Origin of the sequence: uncultured Sphingomonas sp. (assembly GCF_913774285.1) — a bacterium.
In the GTDB taxonomy this organism is placed as follows: domain Bacteria; phylum Pseudomonadota; class Alphaproteobacteria; order Sphingomonadales; family Sphingomonadaceae; genus Sphingomonas.
Window position 1 is genome coordinate 61065 of sequence record NZ_CAJYHX010000003.1, and the last position, 18735, is coordinate 79799.

The following is an 18735-nucleotide window of genomic DNA, read 5'->3' on the forward strand; positions in this document are numbered from 1 at the left end:
CGCATCGCCGTGACTTTGCCATGTTTCCGCCCGAATTCGGGACGCGCTGTCACTCGCCCTTTTCGGCGGGAACGGCAGCAATGTCTTCCGGTGCGTTGGCCGCGATCGCCAGCATCGATGCCCAAGCCGCGACGTTCTGGCGCAGCTGCGCCGGATCGATCTTGTCGAGCGTGTCGTCGGGCGTGTGGTGCAGGTCGAAATAGCGCAAGCCATCCTGGTTGAGCCCGATCGTGCCGACGCCGAGCGCCAGGATGGGCTCGACATCGGTGCCGCCATGCGCCGTGCCGCGACCGCGCTCGATGCCGAGCGGGTAGAGCGCGGTTTCCAGCCGGTCGCCGATCGCCTTGGCGCCTTCGGGCAGGTTGGTCTCGAACTTCCAGACGCGGTCGGCACCGAAATCGGATTCCATCGCGAGCACATGGCGCTCCTTGGCATGCGCCTTGGCATAGGCCGCGCCGCCGAAGCCGCCGACTTCCTCCGCGCCGAACCAGACGACGCGGATCGTGCGGCGCGGCTGGCCGAGCTTGGCGGCGTGCAGCGCGGCGGCGGTGGTGATCGCCACGCCCGAGGCGTCGTCGATCGCGCCGGTGCCGAGGTCCCAGCTGTCGAGATGGCCGCCGACGACAATGATGCCCGCGCTCGGATCGCTGCCCGGGATGTCGGCGATCACGTTGCCGGACTCGGCCTCGCCCTTGAACTGCGGCGTCACGCTCAGCCGCAGCTTGACCGGGCCGCGCTTGACGAGGCGCACCAGCTGCTCGGCATCGGGCACCGACAGCGCGGCGGCGGCGATCGGCGACACGCCCTTTGCCCAGGTGGTGACGCCGGTATGCGGATTGCGATGATGGTCGGTGCCGATCGAGCGGATCAGCACCGCGGCGGCACCCTTTGTGGCGGCAATGCTCGGCCCGGCGCGGCGGACGGCGCCGTAATAGCCGTACTGCGAACCGTCCTGGGTCGGCACCATCGCATGGTCGATAAAGGCGATCTTGCCCTTGAGGCTGCCGGCGGGGACGGCCTGGAGATCGGCCAGCGAGGCGAAATAGACGACCTCGGCCTCAAGCGGCTGCGCGCCGGTGGAGCCCGAATAGCCGAGCGCGGCGATGGTCAGCTTCTGCGCCGAGCCGCCGAGCACCTCGGCGGTCTCCGCGCCGCGGATCCAGACGGGCATGCGATAGGTCTCGATGTGCACGTTCTGGAAACCGAGCGCGGTCAGCTTCTTGACGCCCCAGGCGCGGGCGCGAGCCTCGGCCTCGGTGGCGGCGAGGCGCTGGCCAACCTCGGTGGTGAGGCCTTCCGTCACGTCCCAGGCAACAGTGTCCTGCAGCGCAACGTCGCGCACCTTGGCCACCTGCGCGGCGGTCTGGGCAAGGGCGGGGAGGGGAAGGGCGAGCGCGGCAGCGGCCGCGAGCAGGAGGCGCTTGGTCATGCTGCGGATGCTAACCAGCGGTGGACCGATTGCAATGGGGGGTGAGCGGTTTGTGAAGCATGTTTAAGCCCCTCCTTCTCGGAGGAGGGCTTGGGGTGGAGGGATGCCAGAACGCTGGTCAGTCTCTGCGAGACACACCCCCTCCGCCAACCCCCGCGTTGCCAACCCGCGCCCGCATCGCTACATGCCACGCGTCTTTCCAGCATCCAGAATTCTCGCAACGGAGATCCGCCACCGTGGCTGCGCAGTACGCCTTCGTCATGAAGGACATGACCAAAACCTTCCCCGGCGCCCCCAAGCCGGTGCTCAACAACATCAACCTGCAATTCTACCAGGGCGCCAAGATCGGCATCGTTGGCCCCAACGGTGCGGGTAAGTCGACGCTCATGAAGATCATGGCGGGCATCGACAAGGATTTCGCCGGCGAGGCATGGCCGGGCGAGAACATCACCGTCGGCTATCTGCCGCAGGAGCCGCAGCTCGACCCCACCAAGAACGTGCTCGAGAACGTCAAGGACGGCGCGCGCGAAGTGGCGGACATGGTCGATCGCTTCAACGCCATTTCGGCCGAGATGGGCGATCCCAAGGACGACACCGATTTCGACGCGCTGATGGAGGAGATGGGCGAGCTCCAGGCCAAGATCGACGCGGTCGATGGCTGGACGCTCGACAACCAGCTCGAAGTCGCGATGGAAGCGCTGCGCTGCCCACCGTCCGACTGGCCGGTCGAGAACCTGTCGGGCGGTGAAAAGCGCCGCATCGCGCTGACCCGCCTGCTGATCCAGAAGCCGTCAATCCTGCTGCTCGACGAACCGACCAACCATCTCGACGCCGAAAGCGTCAACTGGCTGGAAAACCACCTCAAGGAATATGCCGGCGCGGTGCTGATGATCACCCACGACCGCTACTTCCTCGACAATGTCGTCGACTGGATTCTCGAGATCGACCGCGGCAAGTACTTCCCGTACGAGGGCAACTACTCGACCTATCTCGAGAAGAAGGCCAAGCGCCTCGAGCAGGAAGACCGCGAAGCCACCGGCCGCCAGAAGGCGATCAAGGACGAGCTCGAGTGGATCCGGCAGGGCGCCAAGGCCCGCCAGACCAAGTCGAAGGCGCGTATCGCCAAGTTCGAGCAGCTGGTCGCCAGCCAGGAAAACCGCACGCCGGGCAAGGCCCAGATCGTCATCCAGGTGCCCGAGCGCCTGGGCGGCAAGGTGATCGAGGCCAAGAACATCTCCAAGGCCTATGGCGACAAGCTGCTGTTCGAGAACCTCTCGTTCATGCTGCCGCCGGGCGGCATCGTCGGCGTGATCGGGCCGAACGGCGCGGGCAAGTCGACGCTGTTTAAGATCATCACCGGCCAGGAAACCCCGGACTCGGGCGATATCGAGATCGGCTCGACCGTGCGCCTCGGCTATGTCGACCAGAGCCGCGATCACCTCGACGACAGCAAGAACGTCTGGGAGGAAATCTCGGACGGGCTCGATTACATGAAGATCAACGGCCACGACCAGTCGACCCGCGCCTATGTCGGTGCGTTCAACTTCAAGGGCCAGGACCAGCAGAAGAACGTCGGCAAGCTGTCGGGCGGTGAGCGCAACCGCGTCAACATCGCCAAGATGCTGAAGCGCGGCGGCAACGTGCTGCTGCTCGACGAACCGACCAACGACCTCGACGTGGAAACGCTGGGCGCGCTGGAAGAGGCGATCGAGAATTTCGCGGGCTGCGCCGTGGTGATCAGCCACGATCGCTTCTTCCTCGATCGTCTCGCGACGCACATCCTCGCCTTCGAGGGCAACAGCCATGTCGAATGGTTCGAGGGCAATTTCGAAGCCTATGAGGAAGACAAGCGTCGTCGCCTGGGCGATGCCGCCGATCGTCCGACCGCGCTGGCCTACAAGAAGCTGACGCGCTGAGCCTGAATGCGCCGGGTCGAGCCGAAGGGCTTGATCCGGCGCTTGCTTTTTCACGGTGTATTGCTGCTATAGTACGCCTCTCGACTAGAGGGGAGCCCTAGAATGCTTGCACTGATGCTGATCGCCGCCACGACGATGCCGGACGTGTCGGTGCCCGACGGGTCAAGGCTCCGCGAAGGCAGCGCCTGCTATGCGCTGACCCGTGAGGGCAAGCCGATCGGCCAGACCTGGCAGCGGGTCCGCGCCGCGATCGAGGGTTCGACCCCCGTCTGGGACATCATCGTCCACCAGCGCGTGGGCGACGGCAGGTTCGACATGCGCGACCATTTCGTGCTGCGCCGCACCGACCTGACCCCCATCCGCATGGACAGCCGCCGCAACGGCGTGGAGCATGTGGCCGTTCGCTATGACGGCGCTGATATCGAAGTCGCGCGTCCGGGGCAGGAGGTCACCCGCTTCCGCGCCTCGGGGAAGGTGTGGGACGGGAACCTGTGGGGCCTCACCTTCGCCGCGCTTCCGCTCCGCCAAGGGGGCAGCTATACGGTGCCCTTCTTCCAGTACGACAAGGGCCTCGGCCGCTTCGCGCTGGAGGTCACGGGAAGCGAACAGGTGGACGGGCGCTCCGCCTGGCGCGTGGACGTCGAAACCGGCGGCGGCGGCCAGACGGTACGCTACCTGATCGGCAAGAACCCGCCAGAGGAACTCGGCACGGAAAGCCCGATGTTCGGCCAGCGTCTCGGCGGTGACTGCAGCGCGCTGGCCGAACCATGATCCCCGGGATCAGGCGGTGAACCGCTTGGTAAAGCCCTTGTGCGGCTTGTCCTCGGGCACGGCGACGCTCTCGACATGCTCGACCCGCGCCATGGGCGGGCCTTCGCGGCAGGCCTCGACGAAGAGGCCGAGGGCGGTGTCTTCCCCGGCGGCGAGCACTTCCACGCGGCCGTCCCGCAGGTTGCGCACCCAACCCGTCAGCCCGCCGCGCTGCGCGGTACGCACCACCCAGTCGCGATAGCCGACCCCCTGTACCCGTCCCGAAACCAGGATTCGCTGCTGCGCCATACGCTCCCTTTGTACACGCCCGTGCTGTCGGGCCGCGATTACCTGTAGCAGTCTGGCACAGATGGGAAGCGGGGCAGGGGAACGGTCCGCCGCAACTGGGGCAGACCCCGGCGCGTCAGGGATAGGTGATCGCCATCACTTCATATTCGCGCTCGCCCGCGGGCAGCGTCACCCGGCGGAGATCGCCGACGCGCGCGCCGCGCAGCGCACGCGCAAGCGGCGCGTTCCAGCCGACCAGCCCCTTGGCGGCATCGGCCTCGTCGTCGCCGACCAGGGTGAGCGTGCGGTGGTTGTCGTCCTCGTCGGCGATGGTCACACAGGCGCCGAAGAACACGCCGCTGCGATCCTCCTGCCGGCTGGGATCGACGACCTTCGCCGCCTTCATCCGCCGGGCGAGAAAGCCCAGCCGGCGATCGATCTCGCGCAGGCGCTTGCGGCCGTAAATGTAATCGCCGTTCTCCGAGCGATCGCCATTGCCCGCCGCCCAGGAGATCGTCTCGACCAGCTTGGGGCGTTCCTGTGCAAACAGCTGGTCGTACTCGGCCTTGAGCGCGGCATAGCCGGCGGGGGTGATATAGTTGGGGCGATCGTTCATGATCGACCCGCGCTATCAGCCCGGCCGGCTCTTGCCCAGATACCAGCTGAGGTTCGCCGTCCCCTTGCTGCGCGCGTAGGAGGGGTTCATCAGATCATAGACCACGGCATTTTCCAGCACGCGCTGGACATAGTTCTTGGTCTCGAAGATCGGGATCTGCTCGATCCAGCGGACCATGTCGCCGCCGGGCAGGCGCGGGTCGCCATAGGCATTGAGCCATTTGTTCACATTGCCCGGCCCGGCGTTGTACGCCGCGACCGCCAGCGGGTAACAGCCGCCATAATAGTTCAGCATCCGCTGGAAATAGCTCGAGCCGAGCTCGATATTGTAATCGGTGTCGGCGTTGAGCGCGCCGGGGTCGTAGCTCCTGCCGATCTTGAGCGAGGTTTCGCGCGCGGTGCCGGGCATCAGCTGCATCAGGCCACGAGCACCGGCGCGGCTGACTGCGTCGCGGTTGAATTGGCTTTCCTGGCGGGCGATGGCGTGGATGATCGTCCAGTAATCGCGCTGGCCCTCGGGCACCTTCACCGAGGGATAACCGGCAGCGCTATAGTCGGACAGGCCGTTCTGGAGCGCGCTCCGGCCGACCATCACCCCCAGGTCCGGCCGCCCCAGCGTGCGGCTGAGATCGGCGGCCAGGAGATGGTCGTCCTCGGTCGTCGCGTCCTCGGCGATCTTGCGGAGGAACAGGCTCTGATCGCTGCGGTTGCCCATCTGGCCGAGCAGCTGCGCGGCGCGGACGAGCTCGCTGCGGTAGAAGGCCTCGCGCGCGCCGGGCGATGCCGTCTTGCCGGTGAGATCGCGCGGACCCCGCAGCGGCTGGCCAAGCCGTTCGACCGCGAGCTGGCCGTAGAACAGGTCCGGAAAGCCGCTGGCGCTCGCGAAATAGGTGCGCGCGCTGGTCGTATTGCCTGCGGCTTCGGCGGCACGCCCGGCCCAGTAGAGGCCCTTGGACTGCGTGCCCGGCGTCTTCGACCCATGGCCGTAGCGCGCGAACATGCCGACCGCGTCGTTCGGTCGTCCGAGATTGTAGAGCGCCACCGTCCCGGCGAGCCAGGTGAGGCTCGTATAATCGTCGCGCACGCCGAGCGACAGCTCGCTCACGTCGGTGCCGGAGGGGAAGGCATCGTCGACCTGCGAGGCGATCCGATAGGCGAGGTCGTACTGCCCGTCCGCCAGCGCGCCGCGCGCGGCAGAGAGCAGCACCTCGTACCATTTCTCCGGATCGCCCGGGAAACCCGCCATGCGGCGCGGCTGGGCGAGATAGGAGCGCATGAGCTGCGTCTGGCCAGTCTGCCCCAGCCAGCGCGCGCGATCGGCAATATAGCCGTGGTCGGAGCCGCCGCGCGCCTCTGCGAGGCTTGCTTTGGTCGCCGCGTCATAGGCATTGGTGCGATAGGCGATCCGCGCGTCGAACACCGGGCGCAGCTCGGGCGACGTGTACACCAGCTGCCGCGTCGCGATGCTGGTCGCGCCCTGCCAGAGTAGCATGTCTTCGCGCGCGTCATGGTCCGCGGGGCGGAGCGTGGTGCCGAACGAGGCGAGCAGCTTGCTTTCGTCGACGGTGCGCAGGATGCCCGCGCGCCAGGCCCGGCGGGCTTGGTCCTCTGCCTCGGCGCGGCGGCCGGTAGCGGCGAGCGCCTCGGCATAGCGGAGGCGGCCCGCAGGGGTGATCGGCGGGAAGCGGGTAAAGAAGCGAACGGCGAGGTCCGGCATGGTCGCGCCGCTGTCGAGGATCGTCTCGGCGGCCGCGCGCCGGCTCTTCTCGCCGGGCCAACCCGGGTGGGCGAGCAGGAAATTGGCGTAGTCGGAAAAGGCGTAATTGTCCGACTGCTGCAGCCGCTTCCATTCGACCAGCGCGCTACTCACCGGATCGAACTGGGCCTGTGCCTGCGGCACGAAGCCGCCTGCCAGGGCCGCCAGCATCGCAGGGGTCACCTGCGAGGAGGCTGCCAGTCCCGAAACACCGGCGAACACCAACGCGCCTTTGAGTACCGTACCGACCATCTGGACATGATAGGAGATCCGCCCGTATCTGCCACCCCGTTTCTACCGAAAAAGAGGATGATTCCGCGCGATGTTTTCTGGATCGATCCCTGCGCTCGTGACGCCGTTCCGTAGCGGCGCGTTCGCGGAGGAGGATTTCCGCGCGCTCGTCGAATGGCAGATTGGGGAAGGCTCGTCGGCGCTGGTTCCCTGCGGCACCACCGGCGAGGCCGCAACCATGCCCAAGGACGAGCATTTCCACATCGTGCGGGTCTGTGCCGATCAGGCGAAAGGCCGGGTGAAGATCCTCGCCGGCGCCGGATCCAACGACACCAAGGTGGCGATCGACAATGTCCATGCCGCCAAGGATGCAGGGGCCGACGCCGCGCTGATGGTGCCGCCCTATTATAACCGCCCGAGCCAGGAAGGCATTTTCCGCCACTTTGCCGCGGTGGCCGAGGCGACCGACCTGCCGATCGTCCTCTACAACGTGCCCGGTCGCACCGTGACCGACATCCAGCCCGCGACCATGGCGCGGATCGTCAAGGCGTTTCCCGAGACGTTCGTCGGCGTGAAGGACGCGACCGGCAGCCTCAGCCGCGTTTCCGAGCAGCGCGCGGGTTGCGGCACGGGCTTCGTCCAGCTTTCGGGCAATGACGAGACGGCGCTGGCGTTCAACGCGATGGGCGGGGTGGGGTGCGTCTCGGTGACCGCCAACGTCGCGCCGAAGCTGTGCGCCGATTTCCAGGCGGCCTGGGCGGCGGGCGACAATGTCAAGGCGCTGGCGCTCCACGACAAGCTCTACCCGCTCCACATCGCGATGTTCACCGATGCCTCGCCGGGCCCGGTCAAGTATGCGATGGGCCGGGTGCGCGAGGGCTTCCCGCAGGAGCTCCGTCTGCCGATGACCGAGGCGGGCGAGGCGAGCCGCAAGGCGGTCGACGCCGCCCTGGAATTCGCAGGGCTTCTCTAAGCTTCGAACCGGGGCGCCAACAAACGTCTGGCGCTCCGGGCCGAGCATCCCTACATCGCGCGGTCTTATGGCCCGTCCGCGTCCCGCTACCTTCGACAAAGTCAAGACCGTCGCCGAGAACCGGCGCGCCCGCTTCGACTATTTCATCGAGCAGACCTACGAAGCCGGCCTGGTGCTGACCGGCACCGAGGTGAAGTCGCTGCGCTTCGGCGAGGGCTCGATCGCCGAGGCCTATGCCGAGGTGAAGGACGAGGCGGTGTGGCTGGTCAACGCCAACATTCCCGAATTCAGCCATGGCAATCGCTTCAACCATGAGGCGAAGCGCCCGCGTAAATTGCTCCTTCACGAGCGCGAGATTAACAAGCTCCATGGTGCCGTCGCCCGCGAGGGCATGACGCTGGTCCCGCTGTCGGTCTATTTCAACGGCAAGGGGCGTGCGAAGGTCGAGCTGGCGCTGGCGAAGGGCAAGAAGACGCATGACAAGCGCGAGACGATCAAGGAACGCGACTGGAAGCGCGAGCAGTCGCGCATCCTCCGCGACCGCGGCTGAGATGGCTGCGCCGGGCCGCCTGCGTCGCCTGGCGGACAGGGCGATCCCCAGCCGGGAATCGATCGAGACCAATCGCTGGCTGAAGCCGGTGGCGAGCCGGGTGATGCACAGCTCGCTGTGGCGTTTCACCCGCCGATCGGTGCCGCGCGGGGTCGCGCTGGGGATGCTCACCGGAATCCTGGTGCCGATGGGCCAGATTCCTGCCTCGGCCTTTCTCGCCCTGCCCCTGCGCGCCAATATCCCGGCCGCCGCCGCGACGACCTTCCTGACCAATCCGTTCACCACGCCCCCGCTCTGGGTCGCCGCCTATTGGCTGGGCAGCTGGATGCTTGGCCCGCGTGCTGCGCAAAAGGTACTGGCGAACGACGCGCCGGGGTGGCTCGACTGGTTGCTGCACCAGGCGGGCCCCGCAACGCTGACCGGACTGGTCACCCTCGCGGTGGTGCTTGCCGTGATCGGCTATTTCGGCAGCGGATTGCTGTGGCGCTGGTGGATCCTCCGCAAGCGCAAGCGTCGGCTGCAGCTCCGCCGCGCCGGCGCTTGATCTCGCGCAAGGCCGCATCCGAAGTGACGCGATCGGCGCTTGACGCTGAGGCGGCGACGGAACATCGGTGAACCATGGCTAGTCTGCCCGACGCCGAACTGCCCAAGCCGTCGCTGCTGCTGCCGATTGTGGCGGTGGTGTTTACCGGCGTCGCGGCCGCCGGCGTGATCCTCGCCAGCCTCAACGATCGCGCGATCGCGATGGGCTTTCTTGCCGCGGCGCTGCTTGCGGCGGGGGTGATGCTGGCGATGGGCCGCCTTTTCCGGTCGCCGACGACCAGCATCGAACGCTATACGGACTGGGCGATCGCCCATGCGCTTGCCTCGGCCAGCGACGACGCGCTGGCGGTGACCGACCGTAGCGGCCGCCTGGTCTGCGCCAATCCGCGCTACGAAGCGCTGTTCGGCGGCTGGCCGACCCCGCCCAACCTGCCGATCGGCGACGAGGGCGAGCGCGCGCTCGGCACCTGTGCTCGTGCCGCCTGGCGTGACGGCGAGAGCCGCTGCAGCGACGTTCAGGTGTTCGGCGCGCAGGTGGCGGTCCGCGTCGTCCGCGTCGGCGACGAGTCGCTGGTGTGGCGGTTCATCGGCATTCACGCGCTCGACCTCGCCGTCCAGGTACAGGGGCTGCTCGCCGGCCCGACCGGCGACCGGCTGGGCGGGGCAGGGGTGATGGTGGTGCTGGTCGCACCCGATGGCCGCATCCGCTCGGCCAATCGCGTTTTCCGCCACCGCGCGCTGGGTAGTGCCGATGCGATCGCCGACGGCCGCGACTTTGCCGGGCTGCTGATCACGGACTCGATCGGCCAAGTGCGGTTCGAGCGCGAAGGCATGGAAGGCACGCCGCTCCGCGTGCTGCAGATTCCCTTCCTCGAAGGCGACGAGGCGCCGCTGCTGGTGGCGCTGCTCGACGAGGAGCCGACGGCGATCGCGAGCCCGGCACTGGCAGGCAGTGCTTCGGCGCACGTCCATTCGCTGATCTCGCTGCTGCCCACCGGCCTCGCGCTGATCGACCGCGACGGTCGCTTCCTGACGATGAACGAGGCGTTCGTCCGCACCGCCCGGGTGAATCCCGCGGCGCCGCCGCTTTATCCGGGCGACCTGGTGGTGCGCGAGGACAAGGCGACGCTGGCCGACGCCGTCCGCCGCTTCGCTGGCGGCGCGCCGCAATCGCTCGAGATCACGGTCCGCCTGAAGGACGCGTCGGAAGAGCCGGTGGCGATCACCATCGCCGGCGCGCGCGGCCTGGGCGATGCGGCGGTGCTGCTGAGTCTGCGGGATTCGGGCGAGGAGGGCAAGCTCAAGCGCCAGATCGCCCAGGCGACCAAAATGCAGGCGGTGGGCCAGCTCGCCGGCGGCGTCGCGCATGATTTCAACAACATCCTCACGGCGATCATCGGCCATTGCGACCTGATGCTGATGCGCCATTCGCCCGGCGACAGCGACTATGACGACATCCAGCAGATCCGCGCCAATTCGAACCGCGCCGCCAGCCTGACCCGCCAGCTGCTCGCCTTCTCGCGCCAGCAGACGCTGCGGCCGCAGGTGCTGCAGCTGCCCGACATCATCTCCGAAGTCTCCAACCTTCTTAAGCGGCTGCTCGGCGAGACGGTGTCGCTCGACGTCAAGCATGGCCGCAACCTGGGGCCGGTGCGCGCCGATCCGGGACAGCTCGAGCAGGTGGTGGTCAACCTCGCGGTCAATGCCCGCGATTCGATGCTCAGCAGGAACCCCAGCGGCGGCGGTTCGCTGACGATCGAGACGCTGGCGGTCTCCTCCGCAGACGTTCGCCGGATGGACGACGACGTCCTGCCGGTGGGGGACTATACGGCACTGCGCATTTCCGACACCGGTACCGGCATCCCGCCGGAGATCCTGTCCAAGATCTGGGAGCCCTTCTTCACCACCAAGGAGGTGGGCAAGGGGACCGGGCTGGGCCTCTCGACCGTCTACGGCATCATCAAGCAGTCGGGCGGCTATATCTTCGCCGAGAACAATCCTGGCGGCGGCGCTGCGTTCACCATCTACCTGCCGGTCCATGCCGCACCCGAGGCGGCGGTGGCCAAGCTGCCGGTGGTGAAGGAAAAGCCCGCCGATCTATGGGGTACCGGCACGATCCTCGTCGTCGAAGATGAGGATATGGTCCGCGCCATCGCCGAACGCGCGCTGACCCGTCAGGGCTATTCGGTGGTTACCGCCGAAAATGGCGAGGTCGCGCTCGAAACGATCGAGACGATGGACAAGCCGGACCTGCTCGTCTCCGACGTCGTGATGCCGGTGATGGATGGGCCCAGCATGGCGCGCAAGGTCCGTGAGCGCTGGCCCGACCTGCCGATCCTGTTCATGTCCGGCTATGCCGAGGAACAATTGCGCCGTTCAATCGATCTGGACAATGTCGCCTTTCTCCCTAAACCCTTTTCCGTGCAACAACTTGCAGAAGCGGTTCAGGAGATCTTGGTGGCCAAATAAGTGCTTGGCACGAAACAACTTTTCCTGCAAAGGGGGCAGCATGCAGGGTCCGCGTAACATTCTCATCGTCGAAGACGAGCCGTTGATTGCCATGATGCTCGAGGATTTCCTCGACGCTTTGGACCGCGTGCCGGCGGGCACCGCCGACAATGTCGCCGAGGCGCTCGACCGGATCGGGGCGGGCGGCATCGATGCTGCGATCCTCGACGTCAACCTGCGCGGGGGCGAGCAGAGCTGGCCGATCGCCGACAAGCTCGCCGAGCTGGGCATCCCCTTCGTGCTCGCGACCGGCGGCGCCGACGACAGCATCGCGCCGCTGCACCGTGATCGGCCGGTCCTGTCCAAGCCGTTCACGTTGGATCGCGTCGACAAGGTGCTCAGCACGCTCAGCTGACGGCCAAGGGTTGTGTGCAGGGCGGGGGCGACGCTAAAGCCCCTGTCATCATGACCGAACTCCCCAAGACCTTCGACCCCGCCGAAATCGAATCCCGCTGGTATGCCCATTGGGAAGACGAAGGCCTGTTCCGCCCCGAGCGCGAGGGCGCCGAGCCCTGGACGATCGTCAACCCTCCGCCCAACGTGACGGGCAGCCTCCATATCGGCCACGCGCTCGACAACACCCTGCAGGACATCCTCGTCCGCCATGCGCGGCTGAAGGGCAAGGACGCGCGCTGGGTGGTCGGCACCGATCATGCCGGCATCGCCACGCAGATGGTGGTCGAGCGCCAGCTCAATGCCGCCGGCAGCAAGCGCACCGACTTCACCCGCGAGGCGTTCGTCGACAAGGTCTGGGAATGGAAGGCGGAGAGCGGCGGGCAGATCACCCGCCAGCTGCGCCGGCTCGGCTGCTCGATGGACTGGGCGAACGAGCGTTTCACCATGGACGAAGGCTTCTCCAAGGCCGTCCTCAAGGTGTTTGTCGAGCTCTATCGCCAGGGCCTGCTCTACCGTGACAAGCGCTTGGTGAATTGGGATCCGGGCCTCGGAACCGCGATTTCGGACCTCGAGGTCGAGACCAAGGAAGTCCGCGGCAGTTTCTGGCACCTGCGCTATCCGCTGGCGGATGGCTCGGGCTTCATCCAGGTCGCGACGACGCGGCCCGAGACGATGCTCGCCGACATGGCGGTCGCCGTGCACCCTGAGGACGAGCGCTACAAGGCGCTGATCGGCAAGCAGGTTAGGCTCCCGATCACCGACCGGCTGATCCCGATCGTCGGCGACGAGCATGCCGATCCGGCGCTCGGCTCGGGGGCGGTGAAGATTACGCCGGGCCATGATTTCAACGACTTCGAGGTCGGTGTTCGCGCTGGGATCAAAGCCGGCGAGATGCTCAACATGCTCGATGCCAAGGCCGCGATCTGCCAGACGCAGGACGGGCTTGTGCCCGCCGAGCTGATCGGGCTCGACCGTTTCGAGGCGCGCAAGGCAATCGTCGCGCGGCTGAAGGACGAGGGCTTCCTCGTGCCCTTCGTCGACAAGGAAGGCGCCGAGCACGACGCCGAGCCGCGCACGATCCAGACCCCCTATGGCGATCGTTCGGGCCAGGTGATCGAGCCGTGGCTGACCGACCAATGGTATGTCGACGCAGCCACCCTCGCCAAGCCGGCGATCGAGGCGGTCCGCTCGGGCGCGACCAAGATCGTGCCGAAGAGCTGGGAAAAGACGTACTTCAACTGGATGGAGAACATCCAGCCCTGGTGCGTCAGCCGCCAGCTCTGGTGGGGCCACCGCATCCCGGCGTGGTTCGATGCCGAGGGCAAGGCCTATGTCGCCGAGACCGAGGAAGAGGCACAGGCGCAGGCGGGCGAGGGCGTCGCGCTCACCCGCGATCCCGACGTGCTCGACACCTGGTTCTCTTCGGCGCTGTGGCCGTTCGCGACGCTCGGCTGGCCGGAGAATGGCGACCCGACGCTGGGCGGGCGCTATTCGAACGACGTGCTGATCTCCGGCTTCGACATCCTGTTCTTCTGGGACGCGCGGATGATGATGCAGGGTTTGCACTTCATGAAGGAAGTGCCGTTCAAGACCCTGTATCTGCACGGTCTTGTCCGCGCCGCGGACGGCCAGAAGATGTCCAAGTCCAAGGGCAACACGGTCGATCCGCTCGGCATGATCGACAAGTATGGCGCCGATGCGCTGCGCTTTTTCATGGCGGCGATGGAGAGCCAGGGCCGCGACATCAAGATGGATGAGAAGCGGCTCGAGGGCTATCGCAACTTCGCGACGAAGCTGTGGAACGCCGCGCGCTTCTGCCAGGCGAACGGCATCGCGGCCAGCAAGCAGCTTGAGGCGCCGGCTGCGGAACTGGCGGTAAACCGCTGGATCATCGCGGAAACCATCGCGACGGTGCAGGCGCTGGATCTGGCGCTGGCCGATCTGCGCTTCGACGAGGCGGCGAACAGCATTTACCAGTTCGTCTGGAGCCGCTTCTGCGACTGGTATCTCGAGCTGATCAAGCCGGTGCTGCAGGGTGAGGGCGTTGCCGCGGCGGATGCCGACGAAACGCGCGCGGTTGCAGGCTGGGTGCTCGACCAGATCCTCGTCATGCTCCATCCGTTCATGCCCTTCATCACCGAAGAGCTGTGGTCGAAGATGGGCCCGCGCGACCATGCCCTGATCGTCGCGAAGTGGCCGATGGCCGATGCGCGGGCGCTCGATCCGTCAGCGGCGCAGGAGATCGACTGGCTGATCCGGCTGGTGAGCGAGATCCGCGCGGCGCGGACCGAGCTCAACGTGCCGCCGGGCGCGCGGCTGGCGCTGCACGTGCGGGACGCCTCGCCGGACACGGTCGCACGTCTGGCGCGGCAGGAGGCTGCGCTGGCGCGGCTCGGTCGGGTCGATCAGGCGCAGGGGGATGCGGCGGCGGGCGGCGCGCTGCAGTTGGTGGTGGACGAGGCGACGTTCGTGATGCCGCTGGGCGATGTGGTCGATCTGGAGGCCGAGCGTGCCCGCCTCACCAAGGCGATCGCTGCGGCCGAGAAGGAGCGCGACGGGCTTGCCGGGCGGCTCGGCAATCCGAGCTTCGTCGAGCGGGCCAAGCCCGAGGCGGTCGAGAAGGCGCGGGCGGACCATGCCGAGAAGGCGGCCGAGGCCGAGCGGCTTTCGGCGGCGCTGGCGCGGTTGGGGTAATCTCTAGCCGGACTCACTCTCACCCTCCCATCGCTAGCGCGATGGGCCCCTCCCTCTCCCGTAGGCGGGAGAGGGGTTTTGGTCCCTCTCTCGCCTGCGGGAGGGGGAGGGAGCCGCGAAGCGGCGGAAGGGTGAGGGTGAGTCTACCAAGCTACTCCGCCGCCACCGGCACCATCACCTCAATCACCGCCGGCGCCACTTTCGCTGTCACCGGCGTCTTGGCCAGCACCTCGCCGTCGATCGAGATCGGCAGCGACGGCTCGGTCGCCACCCGCAGCGATTGGCCGCGGAAGGTCACCGTATCCTCCTTGCGCGCCTCCAGCCGCAGCACCGAGGCCGCCCAGTTGCGGACCAGCCGGGACTTGGTCGGGCCCTTCACCACCTGGACGACGATCTCGCCCGAGGCGACCTCGGCCTCGTCGACCAGCTCGGTGCCGCCATGGAACGGCCCGTTCGAGATCCGTACCTCCACCGCGCGCAGGCGCTTGGCGTCCTTGCCCTCGCCGACGATCACCGTGAACGGCTTGAACTTGACGAACTGCAGCGCCGCCCAGCTGAGATAGCCCATCCGCCCGAACCAGCGCTTGGCGTTGTGCGGCACGGTCTCGGCGATCTGCGGCGACAGGCCGATCGCGGCGGTGCTCGCGTAATAGTCGTCGTCGATCATGCCGAGGTCGATCCGCTTCGGCTGCCCCCTCAGGATCGCATCCACCGCGCCGTCCACGTCGAGCGGAATGCCGAGCGAGCGGGCGAAGCTATTGGCGGTGCCGAGCGGCAGTACGCCCAGCGTCACGCCTTTGCCCACCAGCTTGTCGACCAGCCCGCTGATCGTCCCGTCTCCGCCGCCGAGGATCACCAGCTCGGGCTGCTTCGCCAGCACTTCGTCGAGCACCGCTTCCAGCCGATCGGGATCGTCGACGGCATGCGCGTCGACGGGCATGTCCTGCTCGCCGAACCGGGCGCAGGCGCGGTCGAACCAGTCCTGGCCGTGGCGGGACTTGGTGTTGACGACCATCGCCGCCGATTTAAATGCCATGGGAGCCCCTTGATTGATGACGGAAGCGTAACGCCTGTTGTCGTCGATCGGGTCCACGCTACCTGATCCAGCGGACAGGTGGCCTTGGTGTGCACTTGCGCGTTTGTGCGCCTATGACTGCACCCGTCCTGCTCTGGTTCCGCCGCGACCTTCGCCTTGCCGATCAACCCGCGCTCGTCGCCGCGGTGGAGGCGGGGGCTGTGATACCAGTCTATGTGCTCGACGACGAGACGGCGAAGCATCGCGCGATGGGCGGTGCTTCGCGCTGGTGGCTGCACCACAGCCTCGAAGCGCTCGACGCGGCACTGCGCGAGAAGGGATCGCGGCTGATCCTGCGTCGGGGCAAGAGCGACGAGGAACTGGCGCGGCTCGCCGAGGAGACCGGGGCGAGCACGGTCCACTGCATCTGCCATTACGAGCCCTGGTGGCGCAATGCCGAGCGCGCGGTGGCGAAGCGGCTGACGCTCTGCTGCCACGACGGCAATTACCTGCTGCCGCCGGGTGCGGTGACAACCGGGGCGGGCAAGCCTTACAAGATCTTCACGCCCTTCTACCGGGCGCTGCGCGAACGCCTGCCCCCGGCACCGCCGCTGCGGGTGCCGCAGAAGATTGGCGCTCCGTCCAAATGGCCGAAGAGCGACACGTTGGCAGACTGGCACCTGCTCCCCACCAAGCCCGACTGGGCCGCGGGCTTCCGCGAGGAATGGACCCCCGGCGAGGCCGGCGCGCACCAGCGGCTCCGGCGGTTCCAGGACCATGCCGCGCGCTATGACGACACGCGGAACCTGCCCTCGATCGAAGGCAGCTCGCGCCTCTCGCCGCACCTTCATTTCGGCGAGCTCTCGCCGGCGCAGGTCTGGCACGCGGTCGAGGATGCCGGCGGGCAGGTGGAGGAGTATCTGCGCGAGCTGGGCTGGCGCGACTTCACCCAGAATCTGATCTGCCAGTTTCCCGACTATGCCGCGAAGAACGGCCGCCCTGCCTTCGACAAGCTGGAGTGGCGGACCGGCAAGGCCGCCAAGGCTGATCTACGCGCCTGGCAGCGTGGGCAGACCGGCTATCCGATCGTCGATGCCGGCATGCGCCAGCTCTGGACGAGCGGCTGGATGCACAATCGCGTGCGGATGATCGCCGCCAGCTTTCTGATCAAGCACCTGCTGATCGACTGGCGCGAGGGCGAGCGCTGGTTCTGGGACACGCTGGTCGATGCCGATTACGGCAACAACGCGGTCAACTGGCAATGGGTCTCGGGCTCGGGCGTCGATTCGAGCCAGTGGAGCCGGGTGATGGCGCCGCTCACCCAATCCGAGAAGTTCGATGCGGCGGGCTATATCCGGCAATGGGTGCCGGAGCTCGCCAAGCTATCCGACGCCGCGATCCACGATCCGGACGCGGCGGGCTGCCGCCCTGCCGCCTATCCGCCCAAGCGCATCGACCACCGCGAGGCACGGGAGCGCGCGCTCGCGGCGGGCAGGGCGGTCCGCTGAGGCGGCTCAGCCGCAGCGGGCGTCGGTGATCGTGCCGGCGGCGTCGATATGGAGGTTCAGCCGGTCGACGCGGAGGTCCATCGTCACCGCCGAGCCCGGCTCTATCCAGCGCACGCGCTTGGCGCCCGAGCGGGCCAGTGCATCCGCCTCGACCGTGGGTGAGCGCTGCTTGCCCTTGAGGTCCTGGATGCGGTTGGCGTCGCATTCGACCATCGCGGGCAACGGCTCGGCCTTTTTCTGCGGGGCGCAACCGGCGGCGGTGCCCGCCAGCGCGAGAAGCATGAGGGTGCGGATCATGCGGGCTCCTCGGTGCGGCTCATCTTGAGCTTGCCGTTGCGCACGGCGAAGGCGAGCTGGCCCTCGACCAGCGCCAGCGCGTCGCGGCCGAACTGCTCGTAGCGCCAGCCCTCCAGGATCGGCAGGTCCTTGCGGACCCCGGCGGCGAGCGCCTCGAGGTCCTCCGATCGGGCGAGCAGGCGCGGCGCGACGTTGACTTCCTTGGCGCGGATCTTGAGCAGCAGCTTGAGCAGATCGGCGACCAGCGCGCCGTCCTTGCCGAGCGAGGGCTTGCGCTCCTCGCGGCCCGGCATCTCGTCCGCCGGCATGGGCTTCGACTCGGCAATTGCGGCCATCATCCGCCCGCCAATGTCATTGCCCGCCCAGGCGGCGGAGAGGCCGCGCACCTTGGCGAGATCGCTCTGCTTGCGCGGCGGGTTGGCGGCGAGATCGGCCAGCGTCTCGTCCTTGACGATGCGGCCGCGCGGCAGGTCCTTGCCCTGCGCCTCCAGCTCACGCCAGCGGGCCAGCGCCTTGAGTCGGCCGAGCACCTCGGGCTTGCGGCTGTTGATGCGGACGCGCTGCCACACCTGGTCGGGATCGTTGCGGTAATTCTCGGGGTCGGAGATGCGCTCCATCTCCTGGTCCAGCCACACGCCGCGACCGGATTTGCGCAGTTTCTCCAGCATCTTGGGGAAAATCTTGGAGAGGTGGGTCACGTCGGCGATCGCATAATCGATCTGGCGCTTGTCGAGCGGGCGGCGTGCCCAGTCGGTGAAGCGTGCGCCCTTGTCGACGACGATGCCGAGATAGGTGTCGACGAGGTTGGAATAGCCGATCTGCTCGCCCTGGCCGAGCGCCATCGCCGCGACCTGGGTGTCAAACATCGGGTGCGGGGTCTTGCCGGTGAGGTTGTAGACGATCTCGATGTCCTGGCCGCCGGCGTGGAACACCTTGAGCACGTCCTCATTCTCGACCAGCAGGTCGAGCAGGGGCCCCATGTCGAGATCCGGGGCCATCGGATCGATCGCCGCGGCCTCCTTGTCGTTCGCCACCTGGATCAGGCAGAGCTCGGGCCAGTAGCTGTTTTCGCGCATGAACTCGGTGTCGACCGTGATGAAGTCGGACTTCGCGAGACGTTTGCAGAGATCGGCGAGGGTGACGCTGTCTTCGATCAGACCATGAATGTGCATCCAACGCCCATATACCGGTCTTCGGGTTGACAAAAGTGGGGTGTGACCGGAATGCGCGCGGTCATAGTGTTTCAATATCGTCGCGCCGGCCCGG

16 protein-coding genes are annotated in these 18735 nt (G+C 67.2%); 9 read left to right on the forward strand and 7 right to left on the reverse strand.

The window, feature by feature from the left end; all coding sequences use genetic code 11:
• Positions 1 to 49: 49 nt before the first annotated feature.
• Positions 50 to 1429 (reverse strand): M28 family peptidase, encoded by a 1380-nt coding sequence (locus tag QZ670_RS01045; protein WP_294250750.1) that lies wholly within the window; start codon positions 1427 to 1429, stop codon positions 50 to 52.
• Between the two features lie 236 nt (positions 1430 to 1665).
• Between QZ670_RS01045 and ettA the strand changes: the two genes are divergently transcribed.
• Positions 1666 to 3345 carry an energy-dependent translational throttle protein EttA gene (gene ettA, locus QZ670_RS01050; protein WP_294250753.1) on the forward strand — a complete coding sequence of 560 codons (1680 nt, stop codon included), beginning with the start codon at positions 1666 to 1668 and terminating at the stop codon, positions 3343 to 3345.
• A 102-nt stretch (positions 3346 to 3447) separates the two neighbouring features.
• Positions 3448 to 4116 carry a hypothetical protein gene (locus QZ670_RS01055; protein ID WP_294250757.1) on the forward strand — a complete coding sequence of 223 codons (669 nt, stop codon included), beginning with the start codon at positions 3448 to 3450 and terminating at the stop codon, positions 4114 to 4116.
• Positions 4117 to 4125: 9 nt separating this feature from the next.
• On the opposite strand, the gene QZ670_RS01060 is transcribed toward QZ670_RS01055, so the two are convergent.
• The 3 genes from QZ670_RS01060 to QZ670_RS01070 form a co-directional block, all read right to left on the reverse strand.
• On the reverse strand, positions 4126 to 4404 hold the full coding sequence (locus QZ670_RS01060; RefSeq protein WP_294250760.1) for an acylphosphatase: 279 nt from the start codon (positions 4402 to 4404) through the stop codon (positions 4126 to 4128).
• Between the two features lie 115 nt (positions 4405 to 4519).
• The gene (greB, locus tag QZ670_RS01065) at positions 4520 to 4999 is read right to left on the reverse strand and encodes a transcription elongation factor GreB (protein WP_294250763.1); all 480 of its coding nucleotides are present in this window, start codon (positions 4997 to 4999) and stop codon (positions 4520 to 4522) included.
• 15 nt (positions 5000 to 5014) lie between these two features.
• A complete protein-coding gene (locus QZ670_RS01070; protein WP_294250766.1) occupies positions 5015 to 7006 on the reverse strand; it encodes a lytic transglycosylase domain-containing protein in 1992 nt (663 codons plus the stop codon).
• A 70-nt stretch (positions 7007 to 7076) separates the two neighbouring features.
• Between QZ670_RS01070 and dapA the strand changes: the two genes are divergently transcribed.
• The 6 genes from dapA (at position 7077) to QZ670_RS01100 (ending at position 14649) form a co-directional block, all read left to right on the forward strand.
• Positions 7077 to 7958 (forward strand): 4-hydroxy-tetrahydrodipicolinate synthase, encoded by an 882-nt coding sequence (gene dapA, locus QZ670_RS01075; RefSeq protein ID WP_294250769.1) that lies wholly within the window; start codon positions 7077 to 7079, stop codon positions 7956 to 7958.
• Between the two features lie 67 nt (positions 7959 to 8025).
• Entirely contained in the window at positions 8026 to 8508 is a 483-nt protein-coding gene (gene smpB, locus QZ670_RS01080; RefSeq protein WP_010545579.1) for an SsrA-binding protein SmpB, read from the forward strand.
• A 1-nt stretch (position 8509) separates the two neighbouring features.
• Entirely contained in the window at positions 8510 to 9052 is a 543-nt protein-coding gene (locus tag QZ670_RS01085; protein ID WP_294250779.1) for a DUF2062 domain-containing protein, read from the forward strand.
• Between the two features lie 74 nt (positions 9053 to 9126).
• Positions 9127 to 11520 (forward strand): response regulator, encoded by a 2394-nt coding sequence (locus QZ670_RS01090; RefSeq protein WP_294250781.1) that lies wholly within the window; start codon positions 9127 to 9129, stop codon positions 11518 to 11520.
• Between the two features lie 40 nt (positions 11521 to 11560).
• Complete coding sequence (locus QZ670_RS01095) at positions 11561 to 11914, forward strand: response regulator (RefSeq protein WP_294250784.1); 354 nt, start codon at positions 11561 to 11563, stop codon at positions 11912 to 11914.
• 50 nt (positions 11915 to 11964) lie between these two features.
• Positions 11965 to 14649 (forward strand): valine--tRNA ligase, encoded by a 2685-nt coding sequence (locus QZ670_RS01100; protein ID WP_294250787.1) that lies wholly within the window; start codon positions 11965 to 11967, stop codon positions 14647 to 14649.
• A gap of 151 nt (positions 14650 to 14800) precedes the next feature.
• Here QZ670_RS01100 and QZ670_RS01105 read toward each other — a convergent pair whose 3' ends face one another.
• On the reverse strand, positions 14801 to 15685 hold the full coding sequence (locus tag QZ670_RS01105) for a diacylglycerol kinase family protein (protein WP_294250790.1): 885 nt from the start codon (positions 15683 to 15685) through the stop codon (positions 14801 to 14803).
• Positions 15686 to 15798: 113 nt separating this feature from the next.
• Here QZ670_RS01105 and QZ670_RS01110 point away from each other — a divergent pair, with 113 nt between their 5' ends.
• Positions 15799 to 17172 carry a deoxyribodipyrimidine photo-lyase gene (locus QZ670_RS01110; protein ID WP_294250793.1) on the forward strand — a complete coding sequence of 458 codons (1374 nt, stop codon included), beginning with the start codon at positions 15799 to 15801 and terminating at the stop codon, positions 17170 to 17172.
• Positions 17173 to 17178: 6 nt separating this feature from the next.
• Here QZ670_RS01110 and QZ670_RS01115 read toward each other — a convergent pair whose 3' ends face one another.
• Both QZ670_RS01115 and rnd read right to left on the reverse strand, forming a co-directional pair.
• Positions 17179 to 17469 carry an I78 family peptidase inhibitor gene (locus tag QZ670_RS01115; RefSeq protein WP_294250796.1) on the reverse strand — a complete coding sequence of 97 codons (291 nt, stop codon included), beginning with the start codon at positions 17467 to 17469 and terminating at the stop codon, positions 17179 to 17181.
• Entirely contained in the window at positions 17466 to 18641 is a 1176-nt protein-coding gene (gene rnd / locus QZ670_RS01120; RefSeq protein WP_294250800.1) for a ribonuclease D, read from the reverse strand. The genes QZ670_RS01115 and rnd overlap by 4 nt, the downstream gene beginning before the upstream one ends.
• Positions 18642 to 18735: the final 94 nt, after the last annotated feature.